Here is a 22,281-nt window from a genome sequence, read left to right as displayed (position 1 = left end):
TGTAGTTTTATATTCAAGTGAAAAAGATTGTAAAAAAATCAAATAGCTATTATTTTGATTTATTCTAATAAATCGGGTCTTCTGTTTTTAGTATGTTCGTAGGCTGTGTCCTCACGCCATTTGTCTATTTTGGCAAAATTTCCGCTGGTTAAAACCTCGGGAACTTTCCATCCTTTATAATCTGCGGGTCTAGTATATATAGGGCCAGACAATAATCCGTCTTGAAAACTATCCGTTAGTGCTGAGGTTTCGTCACTTAGTACACCTGGGATTAGTCGGATTAAAGCGTCCGATAAAACTAAAGCGCCTAGTTCACCTCCTGATAAAACGTAATCTCCAATTGAGATTTCCTTAGTAATAAAATGATCTCGTACGCGTTGATCTACTCCTTTATAATGGCCACAAAGAATAATAATATTTTCATACATTGACATTGTGTTGGCCATTTTCTGATTTAGAGTTTCCCCATCAGGCGACATATAGATGATTTCGTCGTAAGTTCTTTCGCTTTTCAAATGCGAAATACAAGCGTCAATAGGTTGTACGGTCATCACCATTCCAGCGCCACCACCATAAGGATAGTCATCTACACTTTTCTGTTTATTGGTTGTATAGTCTCGTAAATTATGAAAGTGAACTTCAACTAAGCCTTTATCGATGGCACGTTTCATAATCGAAGCCTCAAAAGGACTTCTTAATAATTCAGGTAAAAGAGTAACAATGTCTATGCGCATTTTTTTTATTTTCTAAGGTGCAAAGTTAATACTAATAATTGGGTAGTGCTTAAAATTGAACTTCAAACTGTTTTAAAATGGATTAGTAAAATTTTAAAACGTTCTTTTTTACTATATTTATACCCAAATTTTAAAATATTAATTATGCGATTTATTTCAAAAATATTTTTGACAGCGTCGGTGATTTTTGTAGCTCCAATGGCAACAGAAACCATATATGCACAAACAAAATCTGTAAAAACAACAAATCCTCTTTTGCAAAGAAGTACGTTACAATATCAGGCGCCTCCTTTTAATTTGATAAAAGATGAAAACTTTAAACCTGCTTTTGTTTATGCATTAAAAATGCACGATCAAGAAATTGCTAAAATAGCAACTAATAAAGCAAAGCCTACTTTTATGAATACCGTTGTGGCTTTAGAGACCAGCGGTGTCGATTTAAATAGAGCAGCTACTGTCTTTTATAATCTTACAGGTTCTAATACCAATCCGACATTGCAAAGTATAGAAGCAGAATATGCTCCTGTTTTTTCTGCTCACAATGATAAAATTTATCTAAACAGTCAATTGTACAATCGTTTTAAGGCTATTGATTTAAAGAGTCTAAAAGGAGAAGATAAAAAATTAACGGAATATTATTTGCAGAAATTTGAACTTGCAGGGGCTAATCTTACGCCGCAGAGCAAAGAAAAAATGAAGCAAATTAACGAGGAATTGGCAAGTCTAAGTACTCTTTATGGAAATAAACTTTTAATAGCTCGTAAAAATGGAGCTGTATTATTTGATAATGCTACAGCACTTGAAGGATTGAGTGCTGGTGAAATAGCTGCTGCAAAACTAAAAGCTACAGAAGCGGGGCATGATGGTAAATATTTAATTGGATTATTAAATACAACACAACAACCAGTTTTAGGAAGTCTTACCAATCGATCTAGTAGAGAAAAAATATTTAAAGCATCATGGACTCGTGCTGAGAAAAATGATGATGGCGATACTCGTGAAGTATTAGAGAAAATAGCCAAATTGCGTTTGCAAAAGGCAAAACTAATGGGGAAAAAGAGTTTTGCTGAATGGAAATTACAAGATCAAATGGCTCAAACTCCAGCTCCAGCTATTGAATTATTAGCCAAAATCGCTACTCCAGCGGTAGCTAAAGCTAAAATAGAAGCAAAGGAAATTCAAGATTTGATAGATTCTCAAAAAGGGAATTTTAAATTGGAACCATGGGATTGGGATTTTTATTCAGAACAAGTTCGTAAAGCAAAATACGATTTAGATGAAAGTGAAATAAAACCATATTTTGAAATTACAACGGTTTTAGAAAAAGGAGTATTTTTTGCTGCAAAGCAAATGTATGGCATCACATTTAAAGAGAGAAATGATTTGCCTGTCTATCATCCTGATGTAAAAGTGTATGAGGTTTTTGATAACGATGGTTCTTCAATTGCTATTTATTATTTGGATTTTTATACTAGAGATAATAAAAATGGAGGCGCTTGGATGAGTAATTTTGTAAATCAATCTCATTATTTAAAACAAAAACCAGTAATAGTAAACGTCTATAATTTTGCGAAACCTATAAATGGAAATCCATCTTTAATTAGTTTTGATGATGTAACAACAATGTTTCATGAGTTTGGTCATACCTTACACGGCCTATTTGCGAATCAGCAATATGAATCACTTTCTGGTACCGCTGTTCCAAGAGATTATGTCGAATTTCCTTCTCAAATTAATGAGCATGCAGCATTAGATCCAATTGTTTTAAAAAATTATGCAATTCATTATAAAACTAAAGAGGTGATTCCGCAAGCACTAATTGATAAAATTAAAAAGGCGGATACTTTTAATAAAGGTTATGTTGTTACAGAACTTTTAGCAGCAGCTACATTAGATATGGCTTGGCATACAGTAGAAAATGAAGCAGATTTTAAACCTACATTAGAATTTGAAAAAGAAGCACTTACAAAATATGGTTTATTAGTTAATGAAGTGCCAACTAGATATCACACCCCGTACTTTGCTCATATTTGGGGTGGAGGTTATGCTGCTGGATATTACGCCTATACTTGGTCAAAAACCTTAGATTATACCGTTTATGATTGGATGAAAGCTAATGGTGGTATGACTAGAGAAAATTGCGAGCGTTTTAGAAAATACATTTTATCGGTTGGTAATAGTGTTGATTTGAATAAAGCCTTCAAAGATTTTATTGGTCATGATATGCAAGTAGAGTCGTATTTAAATAATGCGGGTCTTAATGAAAAATAAATAATTTAAATATATTTTTAAAAAAAAAGGTATTCCTGTAGGAATGCCTTTTTTTATGGTCGATAATTCTTTATTTAAAATATTTTATCAATGCATAGATGCTAATAAAGTGTTCTGAGCATTAAATGTCTAAACGCGTAATATTGGTAATTATCTAATTTAATTCGTAAATTTGCCTTTCAATAAAAATTATACAAAAATGGAAAATGGAATATATGCTAAATTTAACACTACAAAAGGTGCTATTTTAGTAAAACTAACGCACGATTTGACTCCAGGAACAGTGGGGAATTTCGTAGGATTGGCTGAAGGAAACTTAGAAAATAAAGTTAAACCGCAAGGAGTTAAATTTTATGATGGATTAAAATTCCATAGAGTTATTCCAGACTTTATGATTCAAGGTGGATGTCCACAAGGAACAGGAACTGGAGATCCAGGGTATAAATTTGATGATGAATTTCACCCAAGTTTAAAACACAACCGTCCAGGAGTTTTAGCAATGGCTAATTCAGGACCAGGGACTAATGGTTCTCAGTTTTATATTACACATATTCCAACAGATTGGTTAGATAACAAGCATACTGTTTTTGGACATGTTGTAGAAGGTCAAGATATTGTAGATGCTGTAGAGCAAGGAGATACTCTAGAGTCAATAGAAATCATTAGAGAAGGAGAAGAAGCTAAAAATTGGAATCCAATTGAAGCTTTCATTGCTTTTAAGGGAGCGCGTAACAAACGTGATATCGCTTTGAAAGCTGAAGCTGAGGCAGCAATGGAAAAATTAGCCGCAGGTTTTGAAAAAACAGAAAGTGGTTTACGTTACCAATTCATCCAAAGAGGTGAAGGGAAAAAAGCAGAAAGTGGTAAAACAGTTGCTGTTCACTACGAAGGTTCATTAGAGAATGGTAAAGTTTTTGATTCTTCTTACCCTAGAAAAAAGCCAATCGAATTTAGATTAGGTCAAGGTCAAGTTATTGAAGGATGGGACGAAGGAATTGCTTTGTTACAAGTAGGTGATAAAGCTCGTTTTGTAATTCCATCTCATTTGGGTTATGGATCACGTGGTGCAGGAGGTGCAATTCCACCTAACGCTACTTTGATTTTTGACGTTGAATTAATGGAAGTTAAATAAATTAATAGGAGAATTAAGTTCAATTATCTTTTTTAATTGTACTTAATTATCATTTTATTATCTTAAAAACCCCAAATAGTATTTTACTATTTGGGGCTTTTTTTTGTCAAGTAAAAATAAAATCTCTTTTAATATTTATAGTTGTCCAAATAATTAAAAATTTTAAAATGATTTACTTTGGAAGTCATCATCTATTTTCACCGTATTTAAAAGTAGTAAGTTAGATTGAAAAAAAAGGATAAGTCTTTGATTTAGAATTAAAAGTTTAAAAATAAGCAAAAAAAAACACCTCTATAAAAGAGGTGTTTAGTAGAAATATAAAAAATCCTTATGAATTGATTACATTAATTATTTTTAAGTTTTTAATGCCAGAAGGCAATTGCCATTCTACTTCAGCATCTTCTTTAAATCCAATAATTGCTACGCATAAAGGCGCTAATATTGAAACCTTTCCTTCCTTTAAGTTCGCTTGTGATGGCATCACGATTTGAACTTTCATTTGCTGTTTGGTTTTTAAATCTTCAATGGTTACTTGCGAATTCATTCTAACAATGCTTTCGTCTACAACACCATCTTTATTGATAACGGCACGATCTAACTCTTGTGTTAGCAAAGCGATTTCTCTAATATTAGTGCTGTCTTTTGCGTTTTTAGTTAATTCTCTAAGAATGTTATAATCGGTACTTGTTAAAACAGGTATTGGTTTCATGATGATTTAATTTAAGGTTATTTTTTCGTTTTTAGCAGTTTTTTCAACATCGTTAAAAAATAATGAAGCAAAACTTTCATTGGTTTTATGGTCAATTCGTCTGTAAAATACATTTGGAGTAATTGCTTTTGGACTGTCAAAACCACAAGCACCAATAAACTCTGCAAATGCTTTTAATGTATTGTTATGAAAATGTGCAACACGTACACTTTTGTCAGTAATATCTAATCCTTTGTACAATTTTTGATCTTGAGTAGCAATACCTACCGGACATTTTCCGCTGTCGCATTGAAGCGCTTGGATGCATCCTAAGGCAAACATCATTCCTCTGGCGCTGTAACAAGCATCTGCTCCAAGAGACATCGCTTTGGCAATATCAAAACCTGTAATGATTTTTCCCGAAGCCATAATTTTGATTTGATCTCTAAGACCATATTCTTTTAGAACTTTGCTAGCAAATATTACTCCATCTGCCATTGCCATTCCCATGTAATCAATAAACTCTAAAGGCGCTGCTCCAGTTCCTCCTTCAGCACCGTCAATAGTAATAAAATCGGGAACAATTCCTGTTTGTTTCATTGCTTCAATAATAGCAATAAACTCATCTTGACGACCAATACAAATTTTAAAACCAATTGGTTTACCATTTGAAAGTTCTCTCATTTTTTGTAAAAACTGCAACAATTCTACACTATTTGAAAAGGCAGTGTGTCCAGCAGGGGAGTGAACGGCTATATGAGGTTTAATATTTCTAATTTTAGCGATCTCTGGTGTATTTTTCTCACCAGGTAATAGTCCACCATGTCCAGGTTTAGCACCTTGAGAGAGTTTTAATTCGATCATTTTAACTTGAGGATAAGCCGCTTTTTCTTTAAATAATTCTGGTGAAAATGAACCATCATCGTTTCTGCTACCAAAATATCCTGTTCCTATTTGCCATATTAAATCTCCACCTTCTAAGTGAAAATCACTAATTCCACCTTCACCAGTATTGTGGGCAAAACCACCCAATTGAGCTCCTTTATTTAGAGATGAAATAGCAGTTTTACTCAAAGCTCCGTAACTCATAGCACTGATATTGTAAATGCTGGCGCTATAAGGTTGAAGACATTGCTCATTTCCAACTGTAGTTCTAAAAAATTGCTTGTCTGCTCTTTTTGGGTAAATTGAATGTGCCGCCCATTCGTAACCAATACGGTTAGGATCATCTTGCATTCCAAATGAAATAGTTTGCTTTACATTTTTAGCTCTTTGATATACAATAGAACGTTGTCTGCGATTAAAAGGTTTTCCGTCTAATTCTCCTTCAAAGAAATACTGACGAATCTCAGGTCTAAATGATTCTAACAAATATCTAAATCGACCTACGATTGGATAATTTTTCCTAATAGTATGGCTCGGTTGAAACGTATCCTGAACTAATAAAACGAGTAATAGTAATGGAACAATCAAAAAGAAGTAATTAATATCACCTAAGTAAGCCAATACACAAGTGATTACTAAAAATGAAATGGTAGCTAACCAAATAATTTGGTGTACTGCTAATTTTTTTAAAAACATGTTTTTATATTTTTTAAATTAGATTTAGGCATTAAAAAGATAGCTTTTTAAAACCGCAGAATAAATAAATGATGTTAAGTAAAACCTTCGTCTGGAAGTAGTTTGTTTTTATATAGACGAAGGTCTAATTGACAAAGGCTTTTGAATGTGAAAATTTAGCGACAAGCACAAAATCCTCTTTGAAAAAAGAGGTACATGTTGGCGGTACGTTTGAAAAGGTTTTCATAAACATTAAATTACACAGTGCAAAAGTACATTCATTTTTCGTTATAAATAACTTTTTTTTCTTTTTATGTTAATTTTAGCGTTCTTTATCAGTTCATTCTTGCTTCCTTCTTAAAAATAATGCCTTAAATATGTAGATTTAATTTTTTTTAAATAAGTAATAATGTAAAAAATCAAATTAAAATGGAACTAACTTGGAATGATTTTGAAAAAGTAGCTATGCATGTTGGTACTATTATGATGGTGAATGATTTTCCAGAAGCTCGAAAACCAGCGTACCAAATCACTATTGATTTTGGAGAAACGATTGGTATTAGGAAATCCTCTGCTCAAATAACGAAACGATACGCTAAAGCAGATTTAATAGGAAGACAAATTATCGCTGTAATTAACTTTCCTAAAAAGCAAATAGGAAAATTTGGGAGTGAATGTTTAGTTCTTGGTGCAGTAGGCGAGGATGGAGACGTAGTTTTGATCGCTCCTGATTTTAAGATCGAGAACGGATTGCGTATAGGGTAACTGATTATTAATAATATAATATAAATTAAATTAAATACAAAAGATGAATACTATTCAAAACTATAATTTACCAATTTTTGGAGAAATTGACATTAATAACTTAGAGGATTACTATCAAAAAGAGATTGTAATTAATGGTAATAAAATTGTTGCCAATTTAAGTTTTGACGAGAAAAACGTCACGGCAAAAAACTTTAAAACCATCGAAAAAGCATTATATGAAATTAATAAATTTGAAAATCTAGCTAAAACAGCAATTGAGAATGATTTTAATAACGGAACGGAAGTCAAAGAATATATAGAACAAAATTTAGATGAAATTGATTTTGAGCAATTAAACTTAAAAATAGATCATTCTGATTTTGTAAATTCAGTTGAAAATGAAATGTATAAAAAACTTCATTTAGTTAATGTTACTTTTTATCCAGAATATGATGAGGAACATATCGTTTTTGATTATACAATAGGAAAAAAACTAACAGATCTTTTGATAGCAGTTAAGTTTAATGATAATGGAGAATTGCAAGATCTAGTTATAGAAAACTAAAAAAAAAATAAGTGGGTTAAATTTTTAATCTATTTAAAGTCGTGTTTATATTATTTCTTTACAAAGAAATAATATAAACTCTACAAATTTGCTAATTGAAAAGTATTGGTAAATAATTTTCAATTATTATTTTATAAAAAAAAGTCCAAAAAAAACATTGTTTTTCTGGACTTTTTTAATTGTAAGTAAATAAAAATTAAATATCATCAAATTCTATATTGGTAAAAGTTGATGTTTGCGGTATAAAATCGTCATCTGTTTTTTCAGTAACGTATTCTTTCTTGAAATCTTTTTGGTGTCTTTCTGAAATTACTTCTTCTCCTTTGTGATTTAAGACATAAGAAGTCATTTCTTCTAGAATTTCTGCAAAAGCAGTAAAGTCTTCTTTATATAAATAGATTTTATGTTTTTTGAAGTGAAATGATCCATCTTCTTCAGTAAACTTTTTGCTTTCGGTAATGGTAATGTAATAATCATCTGCTTTTGTAGCTCTCACATCAAAGAAATATGTTCTTCTTCCAGCTCGTAAAACTTTAGAAAATATCTCTTCTTTTTCTAACATGTCATGTTCTCTCATAATCCTTTCTATCAATTTATGGTTGTTAACTAGTATCCAAAAATCTATAAAAAATATGTATTACACAACAATTAAAGCATTTCTTTTTCTGAAAGTTGCTTCAAATACAAAGCAGAATAATAACCTTCTTGATTTATCAATTGATTATGAGAACCTTGTTGAATAATTTGCCCATTATCCATAATGATGATTTTATCAGCATTTTTAGCTGACGAAACACGGTGACTAACTATTATGGTAGTTTTGTCTTTACAGATGTCATTTAGGTTATTTAATATCGTTTCTTCTGTCTGCGTATCAACGGCAGATAAACAATCATCAAATAGTAAAATTGGAGGGTTTTTTATAATGGCTCTAGCAATAGAAACTCTTTGTTTTTGTCCTCCAGAAAGTGTAATTCCTCTTTCGCCAAGAACGGTTTCATATTGCTTATTAAATCCCATAATGTTATCATGCACAACCGCACTTTTGGCAGCGGCTTTTACTTCCTCGTCTGTAGCATCAGCTTTGCCAAACATAATATTGTTCTTAATGCTATCAGAGAATAGGAAAGCATCTTGAGGAACGATTCCAATGCTATTACGTAAATCGAATAAGTTGATCCTGCTGATCTCGTTTTTATCAATGTTAATAGCCCCTTCGGTAACATCGTACATTCGTGAAATCAAAGATAAAATTGTTGATTTTCCCGATCCGGTTTTTCCTAAAATGGCTAAAGTTTCTCCTTTTTTTACAGTAAAAGAGATGTTTTTAAGCGCTGTTATATTAGTATCTTGATAAGTGTAACTTACATTTTCAAATGAAATTGAACCTTCAATTATAGATTTATTTTGATTCTTGTTTTTTATTTCGGGTTCTATTTTTAAAAACTCATTCAGTCTTTTTTGAGAAGCTTCTGCTTCCTGAACCATTGAGGAAACCCAACCTAATGAGGCTACAGGCCAAGTAAGCATATTGACATATAAAATAAATTCAGCAATTGTTCCAATGTTCTTTATAGTGCCGTCGATATACATTAAACCTCCAAAATAAATAACCACAAGGTTACTAATTCCTATTAAAGCTAACATCAAAGGACCAAATAAAGATTGCACTTTAGCTAAATTCAAACTTTTGCTTTTGCTTTCATTTGCCAAATTCACCATATTTGCTTGATGCTGATTTTCCATAGAGTAAGCTTTGATTACTCGGATACCAGAAAATATCTCTTGCGAAAAACTAGAAACTTTTGAGAGATACTGTTGAAAAATAGTACTTCTAACATTAATTTCAGAGCTTAATTTAAAAATAGCATAGGATAAAATAGGTAGAGGTAAGATTGTATACAGCGTTAGTCGTGGCGATACATTATACATATATACAATAACTATAGTAAATCGAATGACTGTATTAATGGTGTACATTACTGCAGGCCCCACGTACATTCTTACTTTAGAAACATCTTCACTAATACGATTCATTAAATCTCCAGTACGATTTTGCTTATAAAAGTTTTGAGATAAGTTTTCGTATTGACGGAAAACTTCGTTTTTCAAATCAAATTCGATGTGTCTTGACATTACAATTAAGGTTTGTCTCATTAAAAAAGTAAGAAAACCTGCAATTATCGTTGTGGCAATAATCAATAAGATATTCGAAATTAATTCGTCATAAATAACTGCTTTTGCCACTGTTTTATCTTTAGCAAAGGCTTCAATAACCTTAAATGATTTACTAATCAATTTAGGGGTAAAGAGCATGAATATTTGTGCGATTATGGTAAAAATAATTCCTAGTAAGAAACTGTATTTATATTTGACAAAGTATTTGTTGAGATAGCGTAATTCTTTCATTATTTTATGATATTCTGTGTTGAAATTGATTTATTTTTAGAATTAAGTTTCGAATTTGATAAATTCATTAAATAAACTAAAAGATTAATTTAATTATCGAATTAACGATTTTTTGACAAAACAGCAATAGATCTTTATTTTTTTGTGTAAATTTGAATTGTCTTTTTGACAAATTCATAATTTTATCACTATAAAAAATTACACTATGAACGCAGCTTTCACAACCGGGAAGGAACTTCAAAAAATGGATCCCGTTTTTGGCCAAATGTCATTTGATGATCACGAGCAAATTGTATTTTGTAACGACAAAGATACGGGTTTAAAAGCAATTATTGGTATTCATAATTCAGTTATGGGTCCAGCTTTAGGAGGAACAAGGATGTATAATTACGCAAATGAATGGGAAGCATTAAATGATGTTTTGCGTCTTTCCAGAGGAATGACTTTCAAAGCGGCAATTACAGGACTAGATATAGGAGGTGGTAAAGCGGTAATTATCGGAGACGCTAAAACTCAAAAAACACCCGAATTAATGCGTAAGTTTGGTGAGTTTGTTCACTCTCTAAGTGGTAGATATATTACTGCTGAAGATGTCGGAATGGAAACTAAAGACATGGATATTGTAAGAGATGTTACGCCATACGTTACGGGTATTTCTGAAGAAAGAGGAGGTTCTGGAAATCCTTCTCCAGTTACTGCTTATGGTGTTTTCATGGGAATGAAGGCGGCTGCTAAGCAAAAATTTGGCTCCGATAATTTGAGTGGTAAAAAGGTTTTAGTACAAGGAATTGGTCACGTTGGAGAAACTTTAGTAGAGTATTTGACAAAAGAAGGTGCTATTGTTACTATTGCAGATATCAATGAAGAAAAACTAAATGAAGTAAGTACAAAGTATCATTCAGAAATTTATAGAGGTGAAGATTTATATACAGCTGATGTAGATATTTATGCGCCTTGTGCAATGGGAGCAACGCTAAATGATGATACGGTGCGTAAAATTAAAGCAAAAGTTATTGCAGGTGCTGCCAATAATCAATTAGCAGATGAGAATATTCACGGTGCAATTCTTCAAGAAAGAGGCATCTTGTATGCTCCAGATTTCTTGATTAATGCAGGCGGAATAATTAATGTTTATGCGGAGTTAGCACATTATGATAAAGCTGAAATTATGCGTAAAACCGAAAATATCTATAACACTACTTTAGAGATATTCGATTTTGCAATTGCTAATAATATAACTACTCACAAGGCTGCTTTAACCATTGCTCAAAATCGTATTGATCAGAGAAAATTAGAGAATAGTAAGAAATAATTTTTTTCAGCAAACACCTATAACGATTCCATTCGTGACTTCGTAGTAGGTGTTTGCTGAATACTTTTAAAATAAGCCACTATATATTTTATTTTAAAAAAGGAAATTCTTATTTTTGCACCCTAATTAATAAAAGTTCTTACAAGGTGGTAAATAGAAGACACATTCGCGTCAAAGTTATGCAGTCCATTTATGCGATGCATCAAAGTGGTTCAGATAATCTAGAGAAAGAAGAAAAATTCCTTTTTTATAGCATCGATAATATTCAAGATTTATACCTTATAATGCTCTCTTCGCTTATTGAAATTTGTAAAACAGAAACTGTCTTTTTACATAAATCAAGCCTTAAGCATCTTGCAACTCCAGAAGAGCGTAAGCCGAACGAAAAATTCATCAAAAATCAAATTTTTCAAATTCTTTCCGAAAACAACTCATTAAGTATTGCGCTAGAAAACCGTAAAATTAATAATTGGTCTTTAAATGACGATTATATTTTATTGCTTTTGAGTGATATTAAAGCTAGTCAATTGTATGCTGATTACATGAGTAATGCTGTGAATACATTTGAAGAAGATCGACAATTTATCGTTGATTTGTTTATGGATGTAATTGTGCCTAATGAAAAGCTGTATGAATATCTAGAAGATGATAAGTTAACTTGGGTTGATGATATTCCTTTAGTGAATACCCATATTATTAAGCAATTAAAAGCAATTAAGTCTGGCGAAAATGATAATTTTAGAGTTCCAAAATTATTTAAAGACAATGAGGATAAGGATTTTGTAAAAGACTTGTTTAGAAAAACAGTTTTAAACGAAAAAGAATTGGCTAAGGAATATCTAGACAAAACACCTAATTGGGACAGCGAGAGAATTGCCGAGATTGACACTATTATCCTTAAAATGGCGATATGTGAATTTCTAAAATTCCCTTCAATCCCTGTAAAAGTAACACTTAATGAATATTTAGAAGTTGCAAAGGAATATTCTACTCCAAAAAGTAGTATTTTTATCAACGGAATTTTAGATAATTTAGTAAAAGAACTTGAGAAAAGTAAAAGAATCATTAAAGCTGGTCGTGGTTTAATGTAATAATTAATTAATAAAAAGAGAATTAAAATTATGGAACAGTTAACTCAATTTGCACCGTTTATATTAATGTTTGTGGTAATCTATTTTTTCATGATTAGACCACAGCAGAAAAAAGCGAAAAGCGAAAAAGAATTTGAAAGCACATTAAAAGTAGGTGATAAAATAATCACTAAAAGTGGTCTTCACGGAAAAATTTCTGAATTAGCAGATACAACAGTAGTTGTTGAAACGATGTCTGGAAAATTGAAAATGGAGCGTTCTGCTATTTCTATGGAAATGAGTGCTGCTTTGAGTAAAAAATAAGAATAAAGCAAAAATTAAAAATCCCAAATTTCAATTGAAGTTTGGGATTTTTTTTTGGTTTATTTAGATTTTTGCAATGCTGTTAGTTCAGCGATTTTTACAATTACCTCTATTGCTTTTTGCATACTTTCTGCAGGAACATATTCATATTTTCCATGAAAATTGTGTCCTCCTGCAAATATATTAGGACACGGTAAACCCATGTATGACAATTGAGAGCCATCTGTTCCGCCTCTAATCGGTTTAATTAATGGTTTAATTCCAATTTCTTTCATTGCTTTTTCAGCAATATCTACGATGTGTTTTACAGGAACAACCTTTTCTTTCATATTGTAATATTGATCTTTGATCTCTGTAATTACAATATCTTCGCCAAATTGCTTTGCAAATTTTTTATTAATCTTACGAGTAATTTTTTCAATTAATTCTTTACGTTTTTCAAATTTCTTCTTGCTGTGATCGCGAATAATTAATTCTAAAACGGTTTCTTCAATGCTTCCTGTTAAATGGTGAACGTGAAAAAAACCTTCGTAACCTTTAGTTTCTTGTGGTGTTTCTTCTGGCGGTAATTTGTTTATAAAATCATTAGCAATCAGCATCGAATTAATCATTTTGCCTTTTGCATATCCAGGATGCACGCTTTTTCCTTTAAAAGTAATTTTAGCCCCAGCTGCATTAAAATTTTCATATTCAAGTTCTCCTACTTGACTTCCATCCATGGTGTAAGCCCATTCTGCGCCAAATTTAGCCACATCAAAATGGTGTGCGCCGCGACCAATTTCTTCGTCAGGAGTAAAACCAACTCTAATTTTCCCGTGCTTAATTTCAGGATTATTGATTAGGAATTCCATGGCAGTAACAATTTCTGTAATTCCTGCTTTGTCATCTGCTCCTAATAATGTAGTTCCATCAGTAGTAATCAAAGTTTGTCCTTTGTATAACAATAAATCTTTGAAATAGTTAGGTGACAAAACGATATTTTTCTCAGCATTTAAGACGATGTCTTTGCCATCATAGTTAGGTACAATTTGTGGCTTAATATTAGCACCACAAAAATCTGGAGAGGTGTCAAAATGAGAAATAAATCCAATCGTTGGTACTTCATGATCTACATTGCTAGGTAAAGTAGCCATTATATATGATTTATCATCTATTGTAACGTCTTGCATTCCAATAGTTTTTAATTCTTCTACCAATTTGTTGGCAAGATCCCATTGCTTTTTAGTGCTAGGTGTAGTTTCTGAATTTGCATCAGACTCAGTGTCAATAATAACGTAACTGATGAAACGATCTATAATATGTTGCATTTTACTTTGTTTTATGCAAATATAATCATTTTTTCAGGATCATTTTTTAGCGTTTAAAAAATGATTATATAAATTGTTTTGCAAATATTTATTTATCAAAGAGATAATTCTATTTTTGCACAACACAACAACACTATCATGTATAAATTAATTATTCGTCCTTTTCTTTTTTGTTTTGATCCAGAAAAAGTTCACTATTTCACTTTTTCGATGATTCGATTTCTGTCTAAAATACCAGGCTTAACTTCTGTTTTTAAGTCAATTTATTTAGTTGATGATAAGAGATTAGAGACAGAGGTCTTTGGGTTAAAATTTAAAAATCCTGTAGGATTAGCAGCGGGTTTTGACAAAGATGCTAGTTTGTATAGTGAATTATCTAATTTTGGTTTTGGCTTTATTGAAATTGGAACGCTTACACCCGTTGGGCAAGAAGGAAATCCTAAAAAACGTTTGTTTAGATTGAAAGAGGATTCGGCAATCATCAATAGAATGGGGTTTAATAACGGTGGCGTTAAAGAAGCCGTAGAACGATTGAAAAAAAATAAAGATGTTTTGATTGGAGGAAACATTGGTAAAAATAAGTTGACTCCTAATGAAAATGCAACACAAGATTATGAAATTTGTTTTGAAACACTTTTTGATTATGTTGATTATTTTGTAGTTAATGTAAGTTCTCCAAACACACCAAACCTAAGGGCTTTACAAGACAAAGAACCGTTGACTGAATTGTTGCAAACGTTGCAAAATAAGAATTTAGCAAAGCCAAAACAAAAACCAATTTTATTGAAAATTGCTCCCGATTTAACGAACGAACAATTGCTAGATATTATTGATATAATCAATCAAACTAAAATAGCAGGTGTTATTGCAACAAATACGACTCTTTCCCGCGAAGGATTAATGTCGGTAAATAAAATAGAAATAGGTGGGTTATCTGGAAAACCTTTGACAAAGCGTTCAACAGAAATTATTCGTTTTTTATCTGAAAAAAGTAACAAATCATTTCCTATAATTGGAGTAGGAGGGATTCATTCAGCTCAAGATGCTATAGAAAAACTAGAAGCTGGTGCAAGTTTAATACAATTGTACACTGGCTTTATTTATGAAGGTCCTGCTTTAGTAAAAGCGATTAATAAGGAAATTTTAAAAAGAAAATCCTAAACTCAATTGTACTAGGATTCCAATTAATAAAGCAATGCCAAAACTCAACAACGTTCCAATTAGTACGTATTCAGTTAGTTTTCGGTCTTTGGCTTCTTTTAAATCACCAAATCTAAAAATTGATTTTGCAGCCAATAAAAAACCAATTGCTTCAAAATGACCTGTTAATATAAAAATTAAAATAAAAAGACGCTCGAGAACGCCTATGTAGTTTCCAGCATTTTGTAGTGATTTATCTTTACTTTTATTCTCTGGTGTCCAGATAGAAATAATATTTTTTATAATTATCGATGTAGGTTTGGTGAGAAAAAATACAGCAGTAATTACGATCCAAAATTGATTTCCTAGCGCTGCGAAATTCACACTAGTTTTAGTATAACTAAAGGCAATAACCAGAATTAGTATTGTGTTTAGGCTCTGCTCTACTGTAAACCAGTTTCTTTTTGTTTTTGATGTTTGATACTGTAGTTTTATAATAGCTACAAACCCGTGAATAATTGCTAAGATTAGGGCAAACCAACCAAAAGAAAGTTCTCCAACAAAGATCCAGGATAGTATAAAATGCAGCGCAATATCTAGATAGAAATAAAGGCTTTTGTGCTTTTTATGCTCTTTGACTTTTATCCACGAATTGGGTTGTAGTAAGAAATCAGTTATGAGGTGTGCTAAAATTAATTTTACAAATACAATCATGCTGTAAGGGTTTTAATTTTTTTTCTAAAATAGCGATCTACTTGAATAACTAGTTCGTAATTAGAACGCTTTTGTCTTCTGCTCACAGCAGCTTGATTTATACCTAATTTAAAACCTATTTCCTCTTGAGTGGCAGTTGGATTTTGAATAGCAACTAGTATAAAAGTAGCAGATTGCTGAAGCCAATTGTCCATGAAAGATAAACTTAATTTTAATATTAAATTTAATTCTTCGTCAAAAAGGGAATCGTTTGAATTTACAATTAAGTTTATTTTTTGTTTTTTTAAAATTTCAAATTTTTCTCCAGAGCGAATAAAAGCAGTTCCGTTGCTTTCTGTTATTTTTTTTGATTTATAGGTTTTATTTCCAAATCCGATGCTCATTCTCACATCTAAACGAATCGACTTAAAAAAAGCTTTAATTTGAAATGCTATTAATAAAGCCTCTTCAGGATTTTTTATTTCCAACTGAAACTCATCTCCACGATAAATTTCCCAATCATTTGGAGTTTTTCCAAATTGGGATAAAAAAACTTTTAGATCGTCCATCCATTTCTGAGATGGGAGTTTTCGTGAATTGATAATATCGGCAGTAAGTATTGCAATCATATTTCAAATATAATTTAAAAATTTAAATTATATTACATAAATAAGTAATATTTTAAATTATTACCTAAAATTGTAATACTTATATTTATTACTTAAAATTGTAATATTTTTTTTTTGTTAATACGATAAAACGATTTCGTAAAAACAATTTCTTTAGTATCTTTGGCTGCCTATGAAACCAATAAAAATTATAGAATGTCCACGTGATGCAATGCAAGGCATCAAACCGTTTATTCCTACTGAGAAGAAAGTAGCTTATATTCAATCTTTACTACGTGTAGGTTTTGATAGTATAGATTTTGGTAGCTTTGTTTCGCCTAAAGCGATTCCTCAAATGCAGGATACTGCGGAAGTTCTAGCACAATTAGACTTATCTCAAACTCAAAGTAAATTATTGGCTATTATTGCTAATACTCAGGGAGCAAAATTAGCTTCTGAACATGCTGAAATACGTTATTTAGGTTTTCCGTTTTCAATTTCTGAAAATTTTCAGATGAGAAATACACATAAAACAATAGCAGAGTCATTGATTACGCTTCAAGAAATTTTAGAAATTGCTGCTAGTAAAGATAAAGAAGTGGTGGCTTATTTGTCAATGGGTTTTGGAAATCCTTACGGAGATCCCTGGAATGTGGAAATCGTGGGCGAATGGACTCAAAGATTAGCAAATATGGGAGTTAAAATTTTATCACTTTCTGATACAGTAGGAAGCTCTACTCCAGATGTGATTTCCTATTTATTTTCAAATTTAATTCCTGCTTATCCGGAAATAGAGTTTGGAGCTCATTTGCATACCACTCCTGATAAATGGTTTGAAAAAATTGATGCTGCCTACAAAGCAGGTTGTCGTCGTTTTGATGGTGCGATTCAAGGTTTTGGAGGTTGTCCTATGGCTACTGATGATCTAACAGGTAATATGCCTACGGAGAAATTATTATCCTATTTTACCGCTCAAAAAGAAATTACTAATTTGAGTCCGATGAGTTTTGAAAGTTCCTATAATGATGCTTCAAAGTTGTTTGGTGAATTTCATTAGAAATATAATTTTCATATAAAGTCTTTTTCTCTATAACTCCGATTGAAAACGCTGTTTATTTGCGTGCTTTTTTATTTTCTTTTATATATTTTTAAAATAAAATGAAACTAACGTTTTAACTTAAAGTTTAGCAGAATACTTATCAAAATTATTTTATAATCTCAATCCATATGCGGTTTTAGACTCTATTTTTGATGTTCGTAATTATTCAATAAGTAATAGCTATTTATAATATTTCATTTTTTTTCCTTTTAAATACTTTGTAAATTTCTATCCATAATACTGATATCGAACCTACTAAAATACTTAATCCTATTTGTAGACCAGAAAGGCTTTCGAATTCGAAAAAGTTGGCGAATAAAGGAATGAAAAGTAAGCAAGCTGTTGTTACAATAGTGGTAGAAATAATCAGTAAAACCAAATTATTTTTATAACGCAATGTTGTAAAAATGGAGTAATAAAAAGAACGGTTGGTAAGGGTTAAAAAAATGTTTGCTGAGATTAAAGTTATAAAAACCACAGTTCTAGTAGCGGCTTCAGAAAACGTATTGGTTACACAATACTGATAAACAAACAATAAACCAATTGTTATAACGATTCCTTGTATAATGCTAATTGTGATTTCTTTGAGTTTAAAGAAAGTATTTGTAATTGGCCTTGGTTTGAGCTGCATCAAATTGCTTTCCATTGGTTCGTTTTCATAAATTATTGAGCAAGTTGGCCCCATAATTATTTCTAAAAAGATAACATGTACAGGAGAAAAAATATTAGGATAAATCCATCCCAATGCTAGTGGAATGAAAACTATTAATATAATAGGAATATGTATTGAAATGATATACTGAATTGCTTTTTTTAGATTGCTATAAATTTTCCGACCCATTGCAATGGCTTCAATCATTTTAGAAAAATCATCATCAATAAGAATTAGATTTGCGGCTTGTTTGGCAATTTCAGTACCTTTTTTTCCCATAGCAATTCCGATATGAGCTGATTTTAGTGCGGGCCCATCATTTACGCCATCTCCAGTCATTGCCACAATTTGATTATTATCCTTTAATGCTTTAATGATTTTTAGTTTTGCTTCGGGAAACATTCTGGTAAAAATTGATGTTTCCATTACTCTTTTTCTTAGAGTTGTTTCGTCCATTGCCATTAATTCATCTCCGTTTAATGTTTGGTCGGCATTTCTAAACCCAATTTGCTTGGCAATTGTGGCGGTTGTTTCTGCATTGTCGCCAGTCACTATTTTTATTTGAATACCAGCTTTATATAAGGTTTCGAATGTTGCTTTTATATTTGCTTTAGGAGGATCGTAAAAAGCTACTAATCCTTTAAAATCAAAAGTGAATTCTTGCTGTTTTTTTGGATAATTAGTACCAATAAATGAAGCAATTCCAACTCCTAAAACACGATAACCTTCTAGAGCCATTTTTTTCATCGCTGCTAATATGTCTTTCGTTTCTTTTTCAGATAAGTTTGACGTGGCTATTAAAGCTTCTGTAGCGCCTTTAGCCGCAATAATTCGGGTTCCTTTAAAATCCTCGAAAACATGTGTCATCATTGGAGGTTTACCATCTAATGGATATTCGTGTACTAATTTAAAATTAGGTCGTTCATCTGATATTTCTAATTTTGAATAGGCATCATGAAGCGCTATTTCCATGGCATCATAAGGAATGGGTTCGCTTGCCCACATAGCAATAGTTAATAATTCAATACTATTTGGATCTGTATAATTTTCTTTTATAAGGTTGTCGGATAAAGTGTAGCACTCTGCTAGAGTCATCCTGTTTTCTGTAATCGTTCCAGTTTTGTCTGTGCAAATTACATCGGCACTTCCTAATGTCTCGACCGTTTTTGTCTGTTTTACAATAACTCCTATTTTCATTAATCGCCAAGAACCTAACGCCATAAAGGTGGTAAAAGCCACTGGAATTTCTTCTGGAATAATACTCATCGCTAACGTCAATGCTTTTAATAAGCTGTCAAGAAGCATTTTTGAATTGTAATAGTTGATGATCCAGACCAAAATGAAAATTCCTAAACCTACAAGCGACATTTTTTTTACGAAGCTTCCTATTTGAACTTGAAGCGGTGTTTTCTCTTCGACTATAGCTTCTAAACTTTGACCAATTTTACCTAACTGAGTTTGGTTTCCAATAGCAATTACTTTGCAAATTGCTAAACCACTTGTAACAATAGTTCCAAGAAAAACAGAGTCATTATTCGTATTTTCATTTTTGAACACTGCCATTGATTCCCCAGTGAGAATAGATTCGTTAACTGCAAAATCATTAGATTGAATGATAGTAGCGTCCGCAGGAATAAATGTGCCTTCTTCAGTTTGGATCAGATCACCAATGACAATCTCCTCGCTCGGAATTTCTGATGTTATGCCGTTGCGAATGACTTTGCTTTTAGGTTGCGAAAGTTTCTTTAAATCGTTAATGGCAGATCTACTTTTAGATTCCTGATATAGCGAAATGGCAGAAACTAATACGATAGCCATTCCCATAAAAATACCATTACCGTAATCACCAGTTATAAAATAAATACTTGTTGCAGTAAGTAATAATAAGAACATTGGTTCTTTTATCATTTCAAGTACGGAGTTCAAAAAAACATTCTTTTTTTGTTGAATAATAGTATTTGATCCAAATTTTGTTCTAGATTGTACTATTTCTTCATTTGAAAGACCTTTGAATTGCTTTTTTATTTCAGTCATTATAAATAAATATATTGGAGAATGGTTTAGAATTACGGATGCGAATTTTTGTCAAATAATTGACTTTGAATTGCAAATTAATTAATTATTCTAAGATTTAACTGTTTTTTCGCTTAAGATTGTCTATATTTGCACGCAATTAAACTCCAACTACAATTGCAATGATCGCACACAACTCTAAAATTATCGGTGAAGGATTAACTTACGATGATGTTTTATTAGTTCCTAATTACTCAAATGTGCTTCCTCGCGAAGTGAGTATCCAATCAAAATTTTCTAGAAATATAACGCTTAATGTTCCTATTGTATCTGCTGCTATGGATACAGTTACTCAGAGCGCAATGGCAATAGCTATGGCTCAAGAAGGAGGAATTGGTGTACTGCACAAAAATATGACTATAGAGCAACAAGCGGCTAAAGTTAGAAAAGTAAAGCGTGCAGAATCTGGAATGATTATCGATCCTGTTACTTTACCATTAACTTCGACTGTTGCAGACGCTAAGAATGCGATGAAAGAATTTGGAATTGGTGGTATTCCAATTGTGGATGATAATAAAATTTTAAAAGGAATTGTTACGAATAGAGATTTGCGTTTTGAAAAAAATAGTTCAAGACCTATTGTTGAGGTAATGACTACTGAAAATTTAGTTACTGTTCCGGAAGGAACTTCACTAGAACAAGCAGAAATTGTTTTACAAGGACATAAAATAGAAAAATTACCAGTTGTAAATGATAAATATGAATTAGTTGGTTTGATTACCTTTAGAGATATTACCAAACTAACTCAAAAACCAAACGCCAATAAAGATAAATTTGGACGATTAAGAGTTGCTGCTGCGTTGGGTGTTACTGCTGATGCCGTCGAAAGAGCAACAGCTTTAGTTAATGCTGGAGTTGATGCTGTAATTATTGATACTGCTCACGGACATACAAAAGGAGTAGTGGACGTTTTGAAAGCGGTAAAAGCTAAATTTCCAGAATTGGATGTTATTGTGGGTAATATCGCTACTCCAGAAGCTGCCAAATATTTAGTCGAAAATGGTGCTGATGGTGTGAAAGTTGGTATTGGTCCAGGTTCAATTTGTACTACTCGTATTGTTGCAGGTGTAGGCTTTCCTCAGTTCTCTGCCGTTCTTGAAGTAGCTGCGGCTATCAAAGGTACTGGAGTTCCTGTAATTGCAGATGGCGGAATACGTTACACAGGTGATATTCCTAAAGCGATTGCTGCAGGTGCAGATTGCGTAATGCTAGGTTCATTGCTTGCTGGTACTAAGGAATCTCCTGGAGAAACTATTATTTTTGAAGGAAGAAAATTTAAATCATACCGCGGAATGGGTTCTGTTGAAGCAATGCAAGAAGGTTCTAAAGATCGTTATTTTCAAGATGTTGAAGATGATGTGAAGAAATTAGTTCCAGAAGGAATTGTCGGTCGTGTTCCTTATAAAGGTGAATTAAACGAAAGTATGCAGCAATTTATTGGTGGTCTTCGCGCAGGAATGGGATATTGTGGTTCAAAAGATATTCCTACTTTACAAGAAACAGGTCGTTTTGTTCGTATTACTGCTAGTGGAATCAACGAAAGTCACCCTCATAATGTGACAATTACTAAAGAAGCTCCTAATTATTCAAGGTAAATTTAAGCTCAAAATATTAAAAAGGCTGTTAAGAGTATTCGAACTCTAAACAGCCTTTTTTATTTGTAATTAGTCTCTTTTCGGAGCATTTTTCTTATCTCTTTTTTCTTCTTTCTTTTCCTTTGCTGTTTTTAAAGGCTCTTTTTTCGCAGTTTTCTTTGCGTCTTGACTTTTTGCCATGATAATAGATATTTAAAATTAGTTCTTGTTATGTAAGTAAATGTATGTAATCTTTTTTGATTTTGAAACTGAATTTACTTTAAAAAGACCTTTTCTTTATCTAATTAGTATAAGTCTTTTTC

The 22,281-nt window shown here is 31.8% G+C and carries 19 protein-coding genes; 10 read left to right on the top strand and 9 right to left on the bottom strand.

What is annotated here, in order from left to right:
- Positions 1 to 59: 59 nt before the first annotated feature.
- Positions 60 to 734, bottom strand: coding sequence for a tRNA (guanosine(37)-N1)-methyltransferase TrmD (gene trmD, locus H2650_RS15180; protein WP_188051675.1), 675 nt, complete (start codon positions 732 to 734; stop codon positions 60 to 62).
- A 144-nt stretch (positions 735 to 878) separates the two neighbouring features.
- Between trmD and H2650_RS15175 the strand changes: the two genes are divergently transcribed.
- Together H2650_RS15175 and H2650_RS15170 are read left to right on the top strand one after the other, a co-directional pair.
- Positions 879 to 3,005 carry a M3 family metallopeptidase gene (locus tag H2650_RS15175; protein ID WP_188051674.1) on the top strand — a complete coding sequence of 709 codons (2,127 nt, stop codon included), beginning with the start codon at positions 879 to 881 and terminating at the stop codon, positions 3,003 to 3,005.
- A 199-nt stretch (positions 3,006 to 3,204) separates the two neighbouring features.
- Complete coding sequence (locus tag H2650_RS15170) at positions 3,205 to 4,137, top strand: peptidylprolyl isomerase (RefSeq protein WP_188051673.1); 933 nt, start codon at positions 3,205 to 3,207, stop codon at positions 4,135 to 4,137.
- 328 nt (positions 4,138 to 4,465) lie between these two features.
- On the opposite strand, the gene H2650_RS15165 is transcribed toward H2650_RS15170, so the two are convergent.
- Together H2650_RS15165 and H2650_RS15160 are read right to left on the bottom strand one after the other, a co-directional pair.
- Positions 4,466 to 4,846, bottom strand: a complete 381-nt coding sequence (locus H2650_RS15165; protein ID WP_188051672.1) for a GreA/GreB family elongation factor — start codon at positions 4,844 to 4,846, stop codon at positions 4,466 to 4,468.
- 6 nt (positions 4,847 to 4,852) lie between these two features.
- Positions 4,853 to 6,406: an FMN-binding glutamate synthase family protein gene (locus H2650_RS15160; protein WP_188051671.1), complete on the bottom strand. Its 1,554-nt coding sequence runs from the start codon at positions 6,404 to 6,406 to the stop codon at positions 4,853 to 4,855.
- A gap of 408 nt (positions 6,407 to 6,814) precedes the next feature.
- Here H2650_RS15160 and H2650_RS15155 point away from each other — a divergent pair, with 408 nt between their 5' ends.
- The gene (locus H2650_RS15155; RefSeq protein WP_188051670.1) at positions 6,815 to 7,150 is read left to right on the top strand and encodes a tRNA-binding protein; all 336 of its coding nucleotides are present in this window, start codon (positions 6,815 to 6,817) and stop codon (positions 7,148 to 7,150) included.
- 43 nt (positions 7,151 to 7,193) lie between these two features.
- On the top strand, positions 7,194 to 7,697 hold the full coding sequence (locus H2650_RS15150; protein WP_188051669.1) for a DUF2004 domain-containing protein: 504 nt from the start codon (positions 7,194 to 7,196) through the stop codon (positions 7,695 to 7,697).
- Between the two features lie 196 nt (positions 7,698 to 7,893).
- Here H2650_RS15150 and H2650_RS15145 read toward each other — a convergent pair whose 3' ends face one another.
- Both H2650_RS15145 and H2650_RS15140 read right to left on the bottom strand, forming a co-directional pair.
- On the bottom strand, positions 7,894 to 8,274 hold the full coding sequence (locus H2650_RS15145) for a PUR family DNA/RNA-binding protein (RefSeq protein WP_188051668.1): 381 nt from the start codon (positions 8,272 to 8,274) through the stop codon (positions 7,894 to 7,896).
- 71 nt (positions 8,275 to 8,345) lie between these two features.
- Complete coding sequence (locus H2650_RS15140) at positions 8,346 to 10,106, bottom strand: ABC transporter ATP-binding protein (protein WP_188051667.1); 1,761 nt, start codon at positions 10,104 to 10,106, stop codon at positions 8,346 to 8,348.
- 205 nt (positions 10,107 to 10,311) lie between these two features.
- Here H2650_RS15140 and H2650_RS15135 point away from each other — a divergent pair, with 205 nt between their 5' ends.
- The 3 genes from H2650_RS15135 to yajC all read left to right on the top strand — a co-directional run bounded on the left by H2650_RS15135 (position 10,312) and on the right by yajC (position 12,812).
- On the top strand, positions 10,312 to 11,418 hold the full coding sequence (locus H2650_RS15135; RefSeq protein WP_188051666.1) for a Glu/Leu/Phe/Val dehydrogenase: 1,107 nt from the start codon (positions 10,312 to 10,314) through the stop codon (positions 11,416 to 11,418).
- Positions 11,419 to 11,597: 179 nt separating this feature from the next.
- On the top strand, positions 11,598 to 12,509 hold the full coding sequence (gene nusB / locus H2650_RS15130; RefSeq protein ID WP_188051693.1) for a transcription antitermination factor NusB: 912 nt from the start codon (positions 11,598 to 11,600) through the stop codon (positions 12,507 to 12,509).
- Between the two features lie 30 nt (positions 12,510 to 12,539).
- A complete protein-coding gene (yajC, locus tag H2650_RS15125) occupies positions 12,540 to 12,812 on the top strand; it encodes a preprotein translocase subunit YajC (protein WP_188051665.1) in 273 nt (90 codons plus the stop codon).
- Positions 12,813 to 12,871: 59 nt separating this feature from the next.
- On the opposite strand, the gene pepT is transcribed toward yajC, so the two are convergent.
- On the bottom strand, positions 12,872 to 14,119 hold the full coding sequence (gene pepT, locus H2650_RS15120) for a peptidase T (protein ID WP_188051664.1): 1,248 nt from the start codon (positions 14,117 to 14,119) through the stop codon (positions 12,872 to 12,874).
- Positions 14,120 to 14,257: 138 nt separating this feature from the next.
- Between pepT and H2650_RS15115 the strand changes: the two genes are divergently transcribed.
- On the top strand, positions 14,258 to 15,280 hold the full coding sequence (locus H2650_RS15115) for a quinone-dependent dihydroorotate dehydrogenase (RefSeq protein ID WP_188051663.1): 1,023 nt from the start codon (positions 14,258 to 14,260) through the stop codon (positions 15,278 to 15,280).
- Here the strand turns inward: H2650_RS15115 and H2650_RS15110 are convergent.
- Together H2650_RS15110 and H2650_RS15105 are read right to left on the bottom strand one after the other, a co-directional pair.
- A complete protein-coding gene (locus tag H2650_RS15110) occupies positions 15,263 to 15,973 on the bottom strand; it encodes a DUF3307 domain-containing protein (protein ID WP_188051662.1) in 711 nt (236 codons plus the stop codon). The genes H2650_RS15115 and H2650_RS15110 overlap by 18 nt on opposite strands.
- The gene (locus H2650_RS15105; protein WP_188051661.1) at positions 15,970 to 16,581 is read right to left on the bottom strand and encodes a hypothetical protein; all 612 of its coding nucleotides are present in this window, start codon (positions 16,579 to 16,581) and stop codon (positions 15,970 to 15,972) included. The genes H2650_RS15110 and H2650_RS15105 overlap by 4 nt, the downstream gene beginning before the upstream one ends.
- A gap of 172 nt (positions 16,582 to 16,753) precedes the next feature.
- Here H2650_RS15105 and H2650_RS15100 point away from each other — a divergent pair, with 172 nt between their 5' ends.
- Positions 16,754 to 17,617 (top strand): hydroxymethylglutaryl-CoA lyase, encoded by an 864-nt coding sequence (locus tag H2650_RS15100; protein WP_188051660.1) that lies wholly within the window; start codon positions 16,754 to 16,756, stop codon positions 17,615 to 17,617.
- Between the two features lie 226 nt (positions 17,618 to 17,843).
- Here H2650_RS15100 and H2650_RS15095 read toward each other — a convergent pair whose 3' ends face one another.
- Positions 17,844 to 20,345: a cation-translocating P-type ATPase gene (locus H2650_RS15095; RefSeq protein ID WP_188051659.1), complete on the bottom strand. Its 2,502-nt coding sequence runs from the start codon at positions 20,343 to 20,345 to the stop codon at positions 17,844 to 17,846.
- 161 nt (positions 20,346 to 20,506) lie between these two features.
- On the opposite strand from H2650_RS15095, the gene guaB reads away from it, so the two are divergent.
- Complete coding sequence (gene guaB, locus H2650_RS15090) at positions 20,507 to 21,979, top strand: IMP dehydrogenase (protein WP_188051658.1); 1,473 nt, start codon at positions 20,507 to 20,509, stop codon at positions 21,977 to 21,979.
- The last annotated feature ends 302 nt before the right edge of the window (positions 21,980 to 22,281 follow it).

Origin of the sequence: Flavobacterium sp. GP15 (genome assembly GCF_014281985.1) — a bacterium.
In the GTDB taxonomy this organism is placed as follows: Bacteria; Bacteroidota; Bacteroidia; order Flavobacteriales; family Flavobacteriaceae; genus Flavobacterium; species Flavobacterium pygoscelis.
This window is presented reverse-complemented; position numbering and strand designations above follow the sequence as displayed.

Coding starts and splice junctions, on each gene's coding strand:
- H2650_RS15110 (WP_188051662.1), bottom strand. CDS start 15,973: ATGATTGTATTTGTAAAATTAATTTTAGCACACCTCATAACTGATTTC.
- H2650_RS15170 (WP_188051673.1), top strand. CDS start 3,205: ATGGAAAATGGAATATATGCTAAATTTAACACTACAAAAGGTGCTATT.
- H2650_RS15165 (WP_188051672.1), bottom strand. CDS start 4,846: ATGAAACCAATACCTGTTTTAACAAGTACCGATTATAACATTCTTAGA.
- yajC (WP_188051665.1), top strand. CDS start 12,540: ATGGAACAGTTAACTCAATTTGCACCGTTTATATTAATGTTTGTGGTA.
- trmD (WP_188051675.1), bottom strand. CDS start 734: ATGCGCATAGACATTGTTACTCTTTTACCTGAATTATTAAGAAGTCCT.
- H2650_RS15145 (WP_188051668.1), bottom strand. CDS start 8,274: ATGAGAGAACATGACATGTTAGAAAAAGAAGAGATATTTTCTAAAGTT.
- H2650_RS15140 (WP_188051667.1), bottom strand. CDS start 10,106: ATGAAAGAATTACGCTATCTCAACAAATACTTTGTCAAATATAAATAC.
- nusB (WP_188051693.1), top strand. CDS start 11,598: ATGCAGTCCATTTATGCGATGCATCAAAGTGGTTCAGATAATCTAGAG.
- H2650_RS15155 (WP_188051670.1), top strand. CDS start 6,815: ATGGAACTAACTTGGAATGATTTTGAAAAAGTAGCTATGCATGTTGGT.
- H2650_RS15095 (WP_188051659.1), bottom strand. CDS start 20,345: ATGACTGAAATAAAAAAGCAATTCAAAGGTCTTTCAAATGAAGAAATA.
- H2650_RS15175 (WP_188051674.1), top strand. CDS start 879: ATGCGATTTATTTCAAAAATATTTTTGACAGCGTCGGTGATTTTTGTA.
- pepT (WP_188051664.1), bottom strand. CDS start 14,119: ATGCAACATATTATAGATCGTTTCATCAGTTACGTTATTATTGACACT.
- H2650_RS15135 (WP_188051666.1), top strand. CDS start 10,312: ATGAACGCAGCTTTCACAACCGGGAAGGAACTTCAAAAAATGGATCCC.
- H2650_RS15100 (WP_188051660.1), top strand. CDS start 16,754: ATGAAACCAATAAAAATTATAGAATGTCCACGTGATGCAATGCAAGGC.
- H2650_RS15115 (WP_188051663.1), top strand. CDS start 14,258: ATGTATAAATTAATTATTCGTCCTTTTCTTTTTTGTTTTGATCCAGAA.
- H2650_RS15160 (WP_188051671.1), bottom strand. CDS start 6,406: ATGTTTTTAAAAAAATTAGCAGTACACCAAATTATTTGGTTAGCTACC.
- guaB (WP_188051658.1), top strand. CDS start 20,507: ATGATCGCACACAACTCTAAAATTATCGGTGAAGGATTAACTTACGAT.
- H2650_RS15150 (WP_188051669.1), top strand. CDS start 7,194: ATGAATACTATTCAAAACTATAATTTACCAATTTTTGGAGAAATTGAC.
- H2650_RS15105 (WP_188051661.1), bottom strand. CDS start 16,581: ATGATTGCAATACTTACTGCCGATATTATCAATTCACGAAAACTCCCA.